Raw genomic sequence first — 14,856 nt, 5'->3', positions numbered from 1 at the left:
AAAAAAGAATCGAATGCTACAAAAATAATCCCAACAACAAGGCAATAAAAATACCCATACCGAAGTAATTATTATTCAAAAATGCATTGAAACACGCTTCCCGACTGCGTTCACGGGTCAGTTTACACTGATAAACAAAGCAAAGTGCGGTAACGGCGACAGCCGCATAATACGCCGGATGCAGCTTTGCCAGGTAACCGATGATAAAAAACAAAAGTAAGGTGATAAATTGCAATAAGGCAATGATTTTATTATCATACTGCGCAAATAGAATCGCAGTCGATTTCACACCGATACGCAAATCGTCATCACGATCAACCATCGCATATTGGGTGTCGTAAGCCACCGTCCACAACAAGTTAGCGGCAAACAACAGCCAGCAGATCAGCGGTAACTGTTCACTCACTGCGGCATACGCCATCGGAATCGACCAGCCGAATGCGGCGCCGAGTACAAACTGCGGCAGATGGGTGTAACGCTTCATAAACGGATAAACAAACGCCAATGCCACCGCGATGAACGACAGCACAACGGCATAAGTATTCAGGTTTAACACCAGCAGAAAAGAGAGCGCGCTCAGCCCGACAAACAGCCGTTTAGCCTCTTTTTCACCGACTTCGCCCGTTGCCAGCGGACGAAGTGCGGTACGTTTGACACTCCCGTCAATATGGCGGTCGGCATAGTCGTTTATCACACAGCCGGCGGCGCGCATCAACAACACGCCGCACAGGAAGATCAACAAAATGCCAAAATCCGGTAAACCGTCTGCCGCCAAAAATAGCGCCCACAGAGTCGGCCACAGTAACAGCAATGTGCCGATCGGTCGATCAAGGCGCATTAAACGTGCATAAGCGGACAGTTTACGAGTGAGTACTTCAGACATTTCAACCAGAATTAAGCCACAAAAAATCAAGCAATCAAAAGATGGCGCTATCTTACCGCAAAATAGGCAGAAATGCGCTGTCAAAACACGGAATTTTAACCGTTGACCGCACTTTTACCGTCAAACCGGGCGACAGCCAGACCGACCAGTAAGCCGGAAATATGGGCGGCATTGCCGAAATGTAAATCGATCAACGGTCCGGCAAAACCAAGCGCAATCCCGATCAACAACACAAAGACAAAACCGTTCGGCAGACGAAAACGCTGCTGCGGATCAAGACGGCTCATCAGATACACATAACCCAACACACCGTAAACCACGCCGGACAAACCAAAAAATGCCGCACCACTGAAATAATTCTGTACCACGCCGCTAATCAAAGCGATCAGCAAAAACAGAAACACTATTTTGCCGCTACTGCGCCCCGACAAATTGTTTTTTTCGATCATTGCCGCAAAAATCAGCCAATAGGTCAGATTAAATAGAAGATGGGGAAACGATAAATGCACTACGGCATGACTAAAAAACCGCCATATTTCACCGTATTGCGTGCTGTTTTCCGGAAAATGGGTCAATTGATAGATGACGTTGCGGTAACCACTCAATTCCAATAGATAAACCGCCACGCAAAGCAACGCAATCCCCCAAGTCATCGGCGCCTGCCGAAATGCGGTTTGCCATTGCGAAATCGACGGCAGCAAATGACCGAAACGCCCTTTGAGCGAATAAGTCTGTCCGCTTTGCCAGCTTGCCCGGGTATATTTTTCGTCCGACGGATGTTGACGGTATTGTTCGGCCTCGGCCGACAGAACGTCCAACTGCGGATCGGTTTCCGACAAGGCAAAAACATAGTGTGTCTGCTGGCGGTAAAGCGGCAGATCCCGTTGGTATTGCTGGCGGATATAATCGCGAAAACGCAGCGCCAGCTCTGCATTTTCACTGCTGAACAGTATTTTCATCACGGAGTTTTTATTGTAAATGGAACAAATCGGGCAAGTTGGGTTATACTAACGGCTTGTGCTCAAAATTAAAAGGACAAGGATAACAAAACGTGCGTAAACCTCAACAACCTACGGGCTTTTCCGGCTTTTCATGGGCATTGGCGCTGTTTTGCCTGCCGGCGATTTTATGGCCGCTGGCCTTGTTGATTTCCCCGTCCGTTGCCGATAATCCGAATCTGGACAGCCATGCCGTTTACTGGTTTTCAACCGCACTTTGGCTCTATCCGGCGGTGCTGTTGGGGCTTGCGCTGTGGTTGGCGAAACTGCGTAAACATTCGCCTAGAACGGCGCTGGGGTTACTCTTGGTGGGATTTATCCTGTTTTATGCCTTTGCCGCTTATGTAATCCGTTCGGTTTGGCTTTAATCCAAATCGCTTTCCGTCGGCAAACCGGCACGTAACCAGCCCTCAAAACCGCCCTGCACGCTGTAAACCCGATCAAAGCCCTGTTCAATCAAAAAATGGGCGACGTTCAGACTGCTGATGCCGTGGTAACAGCTGACCAAAATCGGAAAATCATAGTCATAACGATCCAAAAAAGCGCCGTAACTCTGGTTGGTCAAATGAAAAGCCTGCGGCGCACGGCGATAGCTGAAGTTTTTCAAATCACGAATGTCCAACAACACCGCCGTGCCGTCCTGCACCTGTTGCCAAGCTTGTTGCGGTGTTACCGTTTCGATTTCAGTGGTCATCAGGTTTCCTTATATCAATATAAACGTTAACGGAATGTTAACAGTTAAAGCGGTCGAATAAAAGCGTTCCACCGCTTTATTGCAGATTATTCAAGTGCGGTGACCGCAGTATCAGTACCCGTTTTTGCTGTTGAGCAAAAACATCAGATAACCACCGATAAAAATCAGCAGATACCCCAGCCAACTGAATAAGTCAGGATATTGTTCAAACAGCAGCACGCTGAACAGTGCGGCAAACAGCACCGAAGCGTAGGAATAAATCGACACCTCTTTGGCGCTGGCGTAACGGTATGCCAGCGTAATTCCGAATTGTCCCACCGTCGCCATCACACCGGACAGCAATAAATACCCGAATTGCGCCGGCGACATTGGCTGAAACTGCCAAAGCAGCGGCGGAATCAACATAACGGTGGAAAAAAATGAAAAGAAAAAGACGATGGTATAGGGCGATTCCGCTTTCGGGCTCAACGCCAGAACCCGCAGCATCAAATAAGCGGCGGCGGCAAAAACCGCCCCGAGAACGGCAAGCAAGTAAACATAAAGTGCGGTTTGTGCCTCGTCTGCGCCGAAATTCGGGCGAATAATCAGTAATACGCCGCCAAACGCGACAAGGCACAACAGAATTTGTCGTACCGTCACTCGCTCTTGCAGAAAAACCGCCGACAGGCCGATCAAGATAAACGGCGAAAGCTTCATGATCATGTCGGCATCGCTCAACAACAGATGATCAATCGAATAAAATCCAAGCAGCACGCCGCACAGCCCGAAGAACGAGCGCAACAGCAACGTTTTACGGTTAAGCGCTTGGCCGAAAAACAAAGTGCGGTTTTTCCACACCAGATACCCGCTCAACAGCGCGGCAATTCCATTGCGGAAAATGGCTTTTTCCACTACCGGCAAATCGCCCGCCAGTTTGACGCACACCGCCATCAGGGTGAAGCCCAAGGCGGAGATCAGCATGGCGAGAATGCCTTTACTCAGATTTGTCATCTTGACCGCACCTTGTCGTTAGACTTTATCGGATTAATGGTTTTTATGGGTTGTGCCGTACAGAATTCTATCGGTGTACGCCATCGCCAACGCCGAAGCAAGAAATCCTAAATGCAGTAACAATTGCCACATCATCTGTTTTTCCGGCAGATTTGCCACATTGATAAAGGTTTGCAGCATATGGATCGAAGAAATGCTGATAATCGCCATCGACAGTTTCACCTTCAACACCGAAGCGTTGACATGGTTCAACCATTCGGGCTGATCCGGATGACCGTCGGTGTTCAGCTTGGAAACAAAGGTTTCATAACCGCCGACAATCACCATAATCAACAGATTGGCAATCATCACCACATCAATCAAGTTAAGCACCGCCAGCATAATCGCATTTTCGTTCATCTGGTTGAGATTGACCAGCAGCTCCCACAACGATTTGATAAATTTATAGGCATAAATAACCTGCACCACTATCAGCCCGATATAAATCGGCAGCTGAATCCAGCGACTGGCAAAAATAATTTTACTGAAAATCGAGGTTCTTCTGACCCGATCTTGTTTTTCGCTTGTTGTATCCATTTTCATCTTCTCGGTAAACGGTAGGGTAAATAAAGTGTGTGGAAAATTACCCATTTTCACGTCAAATAGCAAGATTGCACACAGAAAATTATCGACAAAAACCGCAGGAAGTGGCATAAAATAAAGCGCACTTGCTAAAAGTGCGGTTTAAGGAGAAAACGGATGTTAAAAAAAATACTTTATCCGGTCGCCGCACTGCTGCTGGCAGGCTGTAGCACAACCGCAGTGATCGATCTGCCGGAAAACCAGCGTGATGCAAAATCCTATGCCGTCGCTTATCAAACGACCGTACAATCGTTTGACGGCATTGTCGATAAAAATTATGAAGTCGACGCTTTTGCCCGTGGCGCTCAGGCGTGGTATCGCGGCGATATCAAACAAAGCGTATCCGAAATTCGCCAAACACTGTATAACCAACTGCAAGACAGCGATGTTTACGCCTTCCGCAGCGGCATTGTCTTTGCCGGCGAGTTGCAGCACAATTTTTCCCGTTTAAGTAAAGACTGCTGGTCACAACTGAACAAACCCAGTTTGACGCAAGGGATTTATGATGCGATGCGTGATTTACGCAAAGTGCGGTTACGGGCAGAAAATGATCCCTACCTGACTACCGGCACCGAACAATTCTTGGCAACGTGTCAAAAATAGCGGATAAAACGTGATATACGTCACTTTTTGAGCATATTTCCTTTTGCCCGCCTTGAACAGAACAGGCGAATGGCTAATAATAACGCAAATCTGAATTTGCCACGCTGTTTCCTTTATGCGATGGCAAAATTTTTACCCGCAAGCTGAAACGTTTCAATTAATAAAAATCAAGCGTTTTGCTTGATTTTCGTGCAGCAACAGGGAATGATGATTTCTTTTTCTTCACATCAACAGGAGCACTGAATGTTTAACTTACCGGAAAACAACATTCACTTATCGGCGAGCGCCGATAATAAACAACATGCGATCGAAATGGCCGCCAATGCGCTAGTGCAAGGCGGTTATGTCGAGGCAGGCTATTTACAAGGCATGTTGGCACGCGAACAGCAGACCTCCACATTCTTGGGTAACGGTATCGCCATTCCGCACGGCACACTGGAAACCCGTGAGCTGGTGAAAAAAACCGGCGTCCAAATTTTTCAATTCCCGCAAGGGATCCCATGGGGTGAAGACAACACCGCCTATATCGTGATCGGAATTGCCGCACGCTCTGATGAACATTTGGCATTATTACGCCAGCTGACCCACGTATTGGGCGACGACGATACCGCCGCTTCGCTGGTGAATATGCAGGATAAAGCGGCATTCCGCGCCGTCTTAATGGGCGAAAAAACAGAAGCGGCGCTGCAAAACGACTTTGTCTCACTGGCGATTGACACCGACAGCCTTCTGACCTTAACCGCCGTTAATGCGGGCAAACTGGAAGCTAAAAGTGCGGTTGACAACCGTTTTGTCAGCAATGTTATTACCGACCGCCCACTGGCGGTCGGCGACGGTATCTGGCTGAACGACAATGCACAGGGCAACCGATACAATGCCGTTGCATTCAGTCGTGCCAAACAGCCTTTCACAACCGCCAATGGCAAAACCGCACAGGCTGTTGTCACTGTCGCGGCAATAGATGATCAACTCAACCCGCTATTAAGCCGCTTACTGACGGCAGAAACCCGACAAGCCTTGCTGAATGCCGCGACAGCCGATCAGATTATTGCCGTATTGGAAGGAAAAACCGCGCCTACGGCGGCTGTCGAAACGACAAAAAACAACACGCTGCAAAGTGCGGTTAATCAGGTCATCGGCACGTTTACCATTCGTAACGAACATGGCCTGCATGCCCGACCGGGCGCATTACTGGTCAGCGCCGTCAAACCGTTTACAGCTAAAGTAACGGTAGAGAATTTGGATCGCCCGAGTAACCCCGTCAATGCAAAAAGTTTGATGAAATTGGTTGCCTTGGGCGTCACTGTCGGCCACCGTTTACGTTTTGTCGCCGAAGGTGACGATGCCAGAGCCGCCATTGAAGCCATCGGCAGTGCTATTGCCGACGGTTTGGGCGAAGGCGCCGGTATTACGCCGAAACAGGCTGACAGCATTGAAGAAATCAATACGCCGATCGCTGCTGAAACCGCAGTTGCCACCGGCACAACGTCTTCAGCAACAACGTCAAACGATGGACAGGCGGAAGGCGTCTTCATTCTGAAAAACGAACACGGCCTACACGCCCGACCTTGCGCATTATTGGTGCAGGAAGCCAAAAAATTCCAATCCGCCATCACAGTGGAAAACTTGGATCGCCACTCCGCCGCAGTTAGTGCCAAAAGTATGATGAAAGTGGTGGCGCTGGGTGTCGTGAAAGGGCAGAAAATGCGCTTTGTCGCCAAAGGCGATGATGCACAACAGGCGATTGATGCCATCGGTGCGGCAATTGCCGCCGGCTTAGGAGAATAAGCATGGCAAAGATCGCAACTATCACCCTGAATACCGCCTATGATCTGGTCGGACGCTTAAAACGGATTGAACCGGGCGAAGTCAATACGGTCGAAACCCTCGGCCTGTTTCCGGCGGGCAAGGGCATCAATGTGGCAAAAGTGCTGCATGATTTGGACGTTGATGTCACGGTGGGCGGCTTTCTCGGCGAAGAGAACCAAGGTGACTTCAGCCGAATGTTTCAGGCGTTGAATCTGGAAGACAAATTCCAGCGTGTTCCCGGTAAGACACGAATCAACGTAAAAATCACTGAAACTGAGGCTGACGTCACCGACCTCAATTTTTCAGGCTATCAAATTGATGATGCCGGTTGGGCAAAATTCTCTCAAGATTCATTGAATTGGAGCCAAAATTACGACATCGTCGCCGTTTGCGGCAGCCTACCGCACGGCGTGGGTGCCGCACAATTTACCGCTTGGTTGAGCAAATTATCGCAAAACAGAGTAAAAGTGGTGCTCGACAGTAGCAATGCCGCCTTAACCGCCGGCTTAAAAGCTAATCCATGGCTGGTTAAACCGAACCACCGCGAACTGGAAGCATGGATCGGCAAACCGCTCGACAATCTGCAACAAATTATTGCCGCCGCGAAACAGTTAAAAGCGCAAGGCATCGCCAATGTCATCATTTCAATGGGCGCCGAAGGTTCGGTTTGGCTGAGTGACGATGCCGTTGTACAAGCAAAACCGCCGAAATGTGAAAATGTGGTCAGTACGGTCGGTGCAGGCGATTCTATGGTCGCCGGACTGATTTACGGTATCAGCCAAGGCTGGGATCAGACAAAAACACTGGCATTTGCCAGCGCCGTTTCGGCTTTTGCCGTTTCACAGAGCAATGTCGGCATCAGTGACCGCACTTTAGTCGATACTATTTTGCAGCAAGTTGAAATTAACGTTTTAGAAGGATAATTAAATGAATATTCTACTGATAGAAGATGCCGCCACCGGCAAAGCCAAAACCTTTTTGGTCCGTCAGGTTTTCGCCGCTGCCGCTGCCAATGCTTCACATAACGTGGTCGAGAATACCGCCGATGCCGATATCGCTGTCGTGTTGGGTAACACTCTGCCGCATAATCCGCAACTGAACGGGAAAAAAGTCTATTTGGTAGACTTGGAAAGTGCATTTTCCGCGCCGGAAAAAACCTTATCCGATGCATTGGATCACGCCAGCGATTATGTAGCGCCGACAGAAAGTGCGGTCGGCAATACACTAAGCGCAGCCGGTGTAAAAAATATCGTTGCCGTCACCGCCTGTCCGACCGGCGTCGCCCATACTTTTATGTCGGCGGAAGCCATCGAAGCCTATGCCAAACAACAAGGTTGGAACGTCAAAGTCGAAACCCGCGGTCAAGTCGGTGCCGGGAATCCGATCAGTCCCGAAGAAGTGGCAGGCGCAGACTTGGTTTTTGTCGCCGCTGATATTGATGTCGATTTAAGCAAATTTGACGGCAAACTAATGTACCGCACTTCAACCGGTCTGGCGTTGAAAAAAACCGCTCAGGAATTTGATAAAGCCTTTAAGGAAGCCAAGGTATTTACCGCAGCAGCACAAAGTGCGGTCAAACAAGAAGTCAAAACCGAGAAAAAAGGCATATACAGCCATTTGATGACCGGTGTTTCGCATATGTTGCCGGTCGTGGTTGCCGGGGGCTTGATTATCGCCCTGTCATTTGTTTTCGGGATCGAAGCTTTTAAAGAAGAAGGCACGCTTGCCGCCGCATTAATGCAAATCGGCGGCGGCAGCGCCTTCGGTTTAATGATTCCGGTCTTATCCGGTTATATCGCCTATTCGATCGCAGATCGTCCGGGACTGACGCCGGGCTTAGTCGGCGGCATGCTCGCCAGCTCAATCGGCGCCGGTTTCCTCGGCGGAATTATTTCCGGTTTCCTAGCCGGTTATGTCGCCAAAGCGATTGCCGATCATGTAAAACTGCCGCCGACCATGAATGCCTTAAAACCGATTCTGATTATCCCGTTCCTGGCGACATTGGTTGTCGGTCTGGTGATGATTTATATCGTTGGTGAACCGGTTGCCTGGATTATGACCAGCATGACCGAATTCCTGACCGGTATGCAATCCGGCAGTGCGATTCTACTGGGCATTATCTTGGGGGCAATGATGTGTTTCGACATGGGCGGGCCGGTCAATAAAGCGGCTTATACTTTCGGTGTCGGTCTGTTGGCGTCCGCATCTTATCTACCGATGGCCGCGGTTATGGCGGCAGGCATGGTGCCGGCATTGGGCATGGGTTTAGCAACATTCCTTGCACGTAAAAAATTCTCCGCCAACGAGCGGGAAGGGGGCAAAGCCTCATTCGTATTAGGCTTATGCTTTATCTCCGAAGGCGCGATTCCGTTTGCCGCCCGCGATCCGATGCGCGTCATCCCAAGCTGCATGATCGGCGGCGCATTGACCGGCGCCCTATCCATGCTGTTCGGTGCAAAACTAATGGCACCGCACGGCGGCATTTTCGTACTGGCAATCCCCGGCGCTATCCAACCGGTACTGCTATACCTAGTCGCCATTCTGGCAGGCACCGCTGTCACCGGCTTCCTGTACGCCGCAATTAAACCGAAAGAGGAAGAGTTGGTTTAACCATACTTACTTTTAAACTGACGATAACCCCCGTAAAAAACGGGGGTTAATTTTTATTTGAACATCAACCCCGACAGCCATCTTTCTTTAGGGATAATTTGTATCCTATTGGGATAACATTGTCTGTTAATGCATATTTCTTGCAGGCGCAACCACTGAGTTAAAAAAACATCTCAATACCGCAAAGAAAACGTTAAAAAACAGCATTGCGTTGATTCATAATGAGTTACCGTAAAAATCACTCGTTTGAATCGGTATCGCTTAAATTACGGTAACATCTGTTCCAACTGCCACAATTCCGGATAGGTTTCCCGACGTTTGATCAGATGCGCCTGCTCGCCGTCTACCATGACTTCGGCGGTGCGGGGGCGGGAATTGTAGTTGGAAGACATACTCGCGCCGTAAGCGCCGGCGGATCGTTGGGCGATGAGATCGCCTTCGGCAATCGCCAATTCACGTTGTTTGCCGAGAAAATCAGAGGTTTCGCAGATCGGGCCGACAATGTCGTATAGCGCCGGCCGGCGTGCCAAAGTGCGGTCAACTTCGATAATTTCCATGTAAGCCTGATACAGTGCCGGGCGAATCATGTCGTTCATGCCGGCATCAACAATCGCAAAATTGCGTGATTCGTTGCTTTTCAGGTATTCCACTTTACTCAGCAAAATGCCGGCATTGGCGGTAATCGCCCGCCCCGGTTCCAGAATAATTTCCAGATCAGGGTAGGCTTGCAGTTTTTGTAAAAGTGCGGTGGTGTATTCCGTCGGATGCGGCGGTGTTTCATTGCGATAAGACACCCCCAGTCCGCCGCCCAGATCCAGATGACGCAACTCAATGCCGTCTTGTTTCAATTGCCGCATCAGCACCAGCACGCGATCGGTTGCATCTAAAAACGGTTGCAGTTCGGTCAGTTGCGAGCCGATATGGCAATCCATGCCGCAGATTTCAATGTGCGGCAACTCTGCCGCCAGACGGTAAACCGCACTTGCCTCGTCGACACTGATACCGAATTTATTCTCTTTCAAGCCGGTCGAAATATAAGGGTGGGTTTTGGCATCGACATCCGGGTTGACCCGTAATGAAATCGGCGCTATCTTGCCCTTTTCACCGGCAATTCGATTGATTGTTTTCAGCTCGGAAACCGATTCGACGTTAAAACAGCGAATGCCGACATCCAACGCCCGCGCAATCTCCCGTTCGGTTTTGGCAACACCGGAAAACACCACTTTGCCGGCCTCACCGCCTGCCGCCAACACCCGTTCCAACTCGCCTTGCGACACAATATCAAAGCCCGATCCCAATTTTGCCATGACATTTAAAATGGCAATATTCGGATTGGATTTCACCGCAAAACAGATTAAGTGCGGGTGATCGCCGAATGCTTTGTCAAAAGCATGCCAGTGACGTTCCAATGTGGCGCGCGAATAGATATAAAGCGGAGTTCCGAATTGTCGGGCGATGTCGGCGACAGCGCATTGTTCTGCCATGAGGCGGTTTTGCCGATACTGAAAAAAATCCATCTTGAATCCTGTACTGTTATTGCGTTTCTGTCTGTGTCGGTTCTTCCTGCGGAAAATACAGCGGCCCTTTTACGCCGCACGCCGTTGCCGATAATATCATTATCACCGCCAAAGTGCGGTATAGCCATTTGTTCATAGTTGCCTCTGATTGCTGTGATTACCGCTCTTTTTACCATTAATTAAGCTATTGTGCTATCACTATTGTGTTAGAATTACTATAATTTATCACTTCCCCTTAACCAATGAATAATCGTTATGAACACAGCAGAATTTCACCGCCAAGTTGAAACCACTTGGGCTTATATCGAAGAACAGCTAGAGCAACAGGCGATCGACGTCGATTGCGACACTCAGGGTTCGGTATTTTCAATCAGCTTTGAAAACGGGCAGCAAATCGTAATCAACAAGCAGGAGCCGCTGTTGGAATTATGGCTTGCCAGCAAACTGGGCGGCTACCATTTCAAATATCGTGACGGCGCCTGGCTGACCAACGATCAACAGGAGTTTTTCCGGCTGTTGCAGGCGGCTATGGCGGCTTACGGCGAACAGGTCGATTTCGCCTGATGTTATCCCCTTCTGCGGCGCAGATCGCCGCTTCTACCGAATTATCATCTACCGCGCCCGGGCTGCAAACCGCACTTGATGTCTTGCAGCAAGTGTTCGGTTATCACGCTTTTCGCCAAGGGCAGCAGCAGGTTATCGAAGCGGTGCTGGACGGGCAGGATACGTTGGTGGTCATGGCGACCGGCAGCGGAAAATCGCTTTGTTACCAAGTACCGGCACTCTGTTTTGCCGGTTTGACCTTAGTGATTTCACCGCTGATTTCGTTGATGAAAGATCAGGTCGATCAGCTGTTGAGCAACGGGGTGGAAGCCGCCTATCTCAACTCCAGCCAATCATTCGCCGAGCAGCAGCAGGTGCAGAATAAAGCGATTAGCGGCGAGCTGAAACTGTTATACATTTCCCCGGAGAAAGTCATGACCACCGGCTTTTTCCAATTTATCCGTCAATGTCGGGTCAGCTTTATCGCCATTGATGAAGCACACTGTATTTCCCAATGGGGGCATGATTTTCGCCCTGAATATACCGCACTTGGCGGCTTGAAAAAAAGCTTCCCCGACACGCCGGTCATGGCGCTGACCGCCACCGCCGATCAAGCGACCCGACAGGATATTCTGCAATATTTGGATTTTAATCGGCCGTATCTCTATATCGGCAGTTTCGATCGCGCCAATATTCGTTATACCTTGGTGGAAAAATATAAGGCGGTTGAGCAGATGTGCCGTTTTGTATTGGGACAAAAGGGCAAGAGCGGTATTGTGTATTGCAACAGCCGTAAAAAAACCGAGCAGTTATGCGAAAGCCTGAGCAAACGCGGAATAAACTGTGCGCCGTATCACGCCGGCATGGAAATTACACAGCGTGAAGCCACCCAGCTGGCGTTTCAGCGTGACAATATTCAAGTGGTGGTGGCAACCGTGGCTTTCGGCATGGGCATCAATAAATCCAACGTCCGTTTTGTACTGCATTTTGACCTGCCGCGCAGCATCGAAGCCTATTATCAGGAAACCGGCCGTGCCGGACGCGATGACCTGCCGGCAGAAGCCGTGATGTTATATGACCCCGCCGATTATGCCTGGCTGAATAAAATGCTGCTGGAAAAAGCGGACAACAAGCAACGCCAGATCGAACAACATAAATTACAAGCCATGGGCGCGTTTGCCGAATCACAAACCTGTCGCCGTCTGGTGCTGCTCAACTATTTCGGCGAGCACCGCAATACGCCGTGCAAAAACTGCGACATTTGCCTTGATCCGCCGAAATCCTATGACGGCTTGCTCGATGCACAAAAAGTGATGTCGGTGATTTATCGGGTCGGGCAAAATTTCGGGATTCATTATGTGGTCGCCGTCTTGCGCGGCTTGCAAAACCAACGGATTAAGGAATACGGGCACGACAAACTGTCGGTCTTTGCCATCGGCAAAACGCAAAGCCAGGAATATTGGTTTAATGTCATTCGCCAGCTGATCCATCTCGGTTATATCGAACAGAATATCATGCAGTTTTCCGCCTTGCGCCTGACCGAAGCCGCCCGCCCGATTTTACGCGGCGAAACCGCACTTTCGCTGGCAATGCCGCGATTATCGATGTCGGTTATTCAGCGCTCACAAAGCAGCGGCCTGAAAAATTACGACAAAGATTTGTTCGCCCGTCTGCGTTTTCTGCGCAAGCAAATTGCCGATCGGGAAAGTATTCCGCCGTATATCGTATTTAACGATGCCACCTTACAGGAAATGGCGCAACTATTGCCGACCTCTCAAACCGAAATGTTGCAAATCAACGGTGTCGGCCTGCGCAAACTGGATCGCTTCGCACAGCCGTTTATCGCCTTGATTAAAGAACATCGGGCAAATTTGCAAAACCGCTAAAATAACCTGTCGCCATACCGCACTTTTGCGTTATGATTCCGCTTATTCACCGTTAAAAAGAGGGGAGATCATGACAAGCACATTTCAACTGGATCGCTTAGTGCACGGTTATTGGCGTTTAAAGCAATGGAATCTGACCGCACAACAGCTGTTGCAACTGACCGAACAAGTTATTGAATTAGGGATCAGCACCTTTGACCATGCCGCCTGCTACGGTTCATTCACTAATGAAGAAGCTTTCGGACAAGCGTTAAAACTGAAGCCGTCGCTACGGCAGCAAATCAAGCTGATAACCAAGTGCGGTATTCTGTTTCCAAGCCAAGAATTTCCGAATATCGACAGCCACTATTACGACAACAGTTGTGAACACATTGTCGCCTCCGCCGAACGTTCAATCAAAAAAATGCACTGTGATTATCTGGATGTGTTGCTGATCCACCGTTTATCGCCTTGCGTAGACCCCGAACAAGTGGCAAGCGCTTTTGAACAGCTGTACGACAGCGGCAAAGTGCGGTATTTCGGGGTGTCGAACTATACGCCGTCCAAATTCAGTATGCTGCAATCCTACGTCAAGCAACCGCTGATCACCAACCAAATTGAAATTTCAGCGCTGCATTTGGCACCGTTTGATGACGGTACGCTGGATTATCTGATGGAAAAACGGGTTCGACCGATGGCATGGTCGCCACTGGCGGGCGGCGAGCTGTTCAACAAAGACAACCCTGCCGGCGTGCGAGTGCGCAAAGCATTACTGGATATCGGACAACGTGTTAACGAAACCCATTTGGATACGCTGGCGTTCGCTTGGTTGTTGAATCATCCGGCAAAAATCACGCCCGTGATCGGCTCCGGCGAATTACGGCGGATTAAAAGAGCGGTTAATGCACTTTCGATCCGCTTTAGCGAACAGGAGTGGATTGAAGTGTATAAAGCGGCGCAAGGGTTCGATATTCCTTAATATTCAAATTTGTGAAGCGGATCACTTAAGATTCGGGCAATAATGCTTTATCGTAAAATTATCCGGTTATTACTGATCGGATTTTCTCGTCCACTAAGGAGATTGTATGAAAAAAACGTTACTGGTCACCGCACTTTCACTCTGTGCACTGTCTTTTCCGGCAACAACATTCGCTGATGAAGCAAATATCATTATTCATGTTCAGCTATTGAATCCGACCGATGGCAACAAAGATATCGGCAAGGTTACGGTAACGGAATCAAAATACGGTTTGGTCTTCACGCCTGAGTTACGCGATCTCACCCCGGGTTTGCACGGTTTCCATATCCATCAAAACCCGAGCTGCGACGCCAAAGAGCAGGACGGCAAGACGGTTGCCGGATTATCCGCCGGCGGACATTGGGATCCGAATAAAACCGAACGACACGGCTTTCCTTGGGAAGACAACGCCCACCTAGGCGACTTGCCGGCGTTAACCGTCAATCAGGACGGCAGCGCAACCAATCCGGTTTTAGCGCCGCGACTCAAAAAACTTGAGCAGATTAAAGGGCGCGCTATCATGATTCATGCCGGCGGCGATAACCATTCCGATCATCCGGCACCATTGGGCGGCGGTGGCGCCAGAATGGCCTGCGGTGTCATTCAATAACACCGAATATGCCATTTAGTGATAACCTTGATATCTTATCAAGGTTATTTTTTAGATGATTCCACACATTTTTTATACCAAACAACAATCGATAG

General features: G+C 49.4%; 16 protein-coding genes. 9 read left to right on the top strand and 7 right to left on the bottom strand.

The genetic code is table 11. From position 1 onward, the window contains the following. Window positions 1-16: 16 nt before the first annotated feature. Both ubiA and OA57_RS00225 read right to left on the bottom strand, forming a co-directional pair. Window positions 17-883, bottom strand: a complete 867-nt coding sequence (gene ubiA, locus OA57_RS00230; protein WP_034611901.1) for a 4-hydroxybenzoate octaprenyltransferase — start codon at window positions 881-883, stop codon at window positions 17-19. Between the two features lie 95 nt (window positions 884-978). Further along, window positions 979-1,842, bottom strand: a complete 864-nt coding sequence (locus tag OA57_RS00225; RefSeq protein ID WP_034611898.1) for a rhomboid family intramembrane serine protease — start codon at window positions 1,840-1,842, stop codon at window positions 979-981. A 92-nt stretch (window positions 1,843-1,934) separates the two neighbouring features. Between OA57_RS00225 and OA57_RS00220 the strand changes: the two genes are divergently transcribed. After that, window positions 1,935-2,249 (top strand): DUF5389 family protein, encoded by a 315-nt coding sequence (locus tag OA57_RS00220; RefSeq protein ID WP_034611897.1) that lies wholly within the window; start codon window positions 1,935-1,937, stop codon window positions 2,247-2,249. On the opposite strand, the gene glpE is transcribed toward OA57_RS00220, so the two are convergent. The 3 genes from glpE to OA57_RS00205 form a co-directional block, all read right to left on the bottom strand. Continuing rightward, window positions 2,246-2,575 carry a thiosulfate sulfurtransferase GlpE gene (gene glpE, locus OA57_RS00215; RefSeq protein ID WP_034611894.1) on the bottom strand — a complete coding sequence of 110 codons (330 nt, stop codon included), beginning with the start codon at window positions 2,573-2,575 and terminating at the stop codon, window positions 2,246-2,248. The two genes, OA57_RS00220 and glpE, sit on opposite strands and share 4 nt — an antisense overlap. A 111-nt stretch (window positions 2,576-2,686) precedes the next feature. Next, a complete protein-coding gene (locus OA57_RS00210; RefSeq protein WP_034611891.1) occupies window positions 2,687-3,565 on the bottom strand; it encodes a DMT family transporter in 879 nt (292 codons plus the stop codon). 33 nt (window positions 3,566-3,598) lie between these two features. Then, window positions 3,599-4,141, bottom strand: coding sequence for a TIGR00645 family protein (locus OA57_RS00205; RefSeq protein ID WP_407637065.1), 543 nt, complete (start codon window positions 4,139-4,141; stop codon window positions 3,599-3,601). Window positions 4,142-4,303: 162 nt separating this feature from the next. Between OA57_RS00205 and OA57_RS00200 the strand changes: the two genes are divergently transcribed. The 4 genes from OA57_RS00200 (at window position 4,304) to fruA (ending at window position 9,208) form a co-directional block, all read left to right on the top strand. Next, the gene (locus OA57_RS00200) at window positions 4,304-4,789 is read left to right on the top strand and encodes a hypothetical protein (RefSeq protein ID WP_034611887.1); all 486 of its coding nucleotides are present in this window, start codon (window positions 4,304-4,306) and stop codon (window positions 4,787-4,789) included. A gap of 243 nt (window positions 4,790-5,032) precedes the next feature. Further along, entirely contained in the window at window positions 5,033-6,577 is a 1,545-nt protein-coding gene (gene fruB, locus OA57_RS00195) for a fused PTS fructose transporter subunit IIA/HPr protein (protein ID WP_034611886.1), read from the top strand. A gap of 2 nt (window positions 6,578-6,579) precedes the next feature. After that, window positions 6,580-7,521 (top strand): 1-phosphofructokinase, encoded by a 942-nt coding sequence (fruK, locus tag OA57_RS00190; RefSeq protein ID WP_034611883.1) that lies wholly within the window; start codon window positions 6,580-6,582, stop codon window positions 7,519-7,521. A 4-nt stretch (window positions 7,522-7,525) separates the two neighbouring features. Beyond that, complete coding sequence (fruA, locus tag OA57_RS00185) at window positions 7,526-9,208, top strand: PTS fructose transporter subunit IIBC (RefSeq protein ID WP_034611882.1); 1,683 nt, start codon at window positions 7,526-7,528, stop codon at window positions 9,206-9,208. Between the two features lie 266 nt (window positions 9,209-9,474). Here fruA and lysA read toward each other — a convergent pair whose 3' ends face one another. Continuing rightward, window positions 9,475-10,725, bottom strand: coding sequence for a diaminopimelate decarboxylase (gene lysA, locus OA57_RS00180; RefSeq protein ID WP_034611880.1), 1,251 nt, complete (start codon window positions 10,723-10,725; stop codon window positions 9,475-9,477). A 16-nt stretch (window positions 10,726-10,741) separates the two neighbouring features. Next, complete coding sequence (gene lptM / locus OA57_RS12785; RefSeq protein ID WP_084589831.1) at window positions 10,742-10,861, bottom strand: LPS translocon maturation chaperone LptM; 120 nt, start codon at window positions 10,859-10,861, stop codon at window positions 10,742-10,744. Window positions 10,862-10,980: 119 nt separating this feature from the next. On the opposite strand from lptM, the gene cyaY reads away from it, so the two are divergent. The 4 genes from cyaY to sodC all read left to right on the top strand — a co-directional run bounded on the left by cyaY (window position 10,981) and on the right by sodC (window position 14,761). Further along, window positions 10,981-11,289 (top strand): iron donor protein CyaY, encoded by a 309-nt coding sequence (cyaY, locus tag OA57_RS00175; RefSeq protein WP_034611878.1) that lies wholly within the window; start codon window positions 10,981-10,983, stop codon window positions 11,287-11,289. Further along, complete coding sequence (gene recQ / locus OA57_RS00170) at window positions 11,289-13,154, top strand: DNA helicase RecQ (RefSeq protein WP_034611876.1); 1,866 nt, start codon at window positions 11,289-11,291, stop codon at window positions 13,152-13,154. The genes cyaY and recQ overlap by 1 nt, the downstream gene beginning before the upstream one ends. A 70-nt stretch (window positions 13,155-13,224) precedes the next feature. After that, window positions 13,225-14,112 carry an aldo/keto reductase gene (locus OA57_RS00165; RefSeq protein ID WP_034611874.1) on the top strand — a complete coding sequence of 296 codons (888 nt, stop codon included), beginning with the start codon at window positions 13,225-13,227 and terminating at the stop codon, window positions 14,110-14,112. Between the two features lie 106 nt (window positions 14,113-14,218). Further along, entirely contained in the window at window positions 14,219-14,761 is a 543-nt protein-coding gene (gene sodC, locus OA57_RS00160) for a superoxide dismutase family protein (protein ID WP_034611868.1), read from the top strand. Window positions 14,762-14,856: the final 95 nt, after the last annotated feature.

Source organism: Chelonobacter oris, from assembly GCF_000772535.1.
Lineage (GTDB): Bacteria > Pseudomonadota > Gammaproteobacteria > Enterobacterales > Pasteurellaceae > Chelonobacter > Chelonobacter oris.
This window is presented reverse-complemented; position numbering and strand designations above follow the sequence as displayed.

Bases quoted from the DNA above. Each gene is read 5' to 3' on its own strand.
- OA57_RS00210 (WP_034611891.1), bottom strand. From the start codon at position 3,565: ATGACAAATCTGAGTAAAGGCATTCTCGCCATGCTGATCTCCGCCTTG.
- lysA (WP_034611880.1), bottom strand. From the start codon at position 10,725: ATGGATTTTTTTCAGTATCGGCAAAACCGCCTCATGGCAGAACAATGC.
- cyaY (WP_034611878.1), top strand. From the start codon at position 10,981: ATGAACACAGCAGAATTTCACCGCCAAGTTGAAACCACTTGGGCTTAT.
- glpE (WP_034611894.1), bottom strand. From the start codon at position 2,575: ATGACCACTGAAATCGAAACGGTAACACCGCAACAAGCTTGGCAACAG.
- lptM (WP_084589831.1), bottom strand. From the start codon at position 10,861: ATGAACAAATGGCTATACCGCACTTTGGCGGTGATAATGATATTATCG.
- OA57_RS00165 (WP_034611874.1), top strand. From the start codon at position 13,225: ATGACAAGCACATTTCAACTGGATCGCTTAGTGCACGGTTATTGGCGT.
- sodC (WP_034611868.1), top strand. From the start codon at position 14,219: ATGAAAAAAACGTTACTGGTCACCGCACTTTCACTCTGTGCACTGTCT.
- fruA (WP_034611882.1), top strand. From the start codon at position 7,526: ATGAATATTCTACTGATAGAAGATGCCGCCACCGGCAAAGCCAAAACC.
- fruB (WP_034611886.1), top strand. From the start codon at position 5,033: ATGTTTAACTTACCGGAAAACAACATTCACTTATCGGCGAGCGCCGAT.
- ubiA (WP_034611901.1), bottom strand. From the start codon at position 883: ATGTCTGAAGTACTCACTCGTAAACTGTCCGCTTATGCACGTTTAATG.
- OA57_RS00200 (WP_034611887.1), top strand. From the start codon at position 4,304: ATGTTAAAAAAAATACTTTATCCGGTCGCCGCACTGCTGCTGGCAGGC.
- OA57_RS00205 (WP_407637065.1), bottom strand. From the start codon at position 4,141: ATGGATACAACAAGCGAAAAACAAGATCGGGTCAGAAGAACCTCGATT.
- fruK (WP_034611883.1), top strand. From the start codon at position 6,580: ATGGCAAAGATCGCAACTATCACCCTGAATACCGCCTATGATCTGGTC.
- recQ (WP_034611876.1), top strand. From the start codon at position 11,289: ATGTTATCCCCTTCTGCGGCGCAGATCGCCGCTTCTACCGAATTATCA.
- OA57_RS00225 (WP_034611898.1), bottom strand. From the start codon at position 1,842: ATGAAAATACTGTTCAGCAGTGAAAATGCAGAGCTGGCGCTGCGTTTT.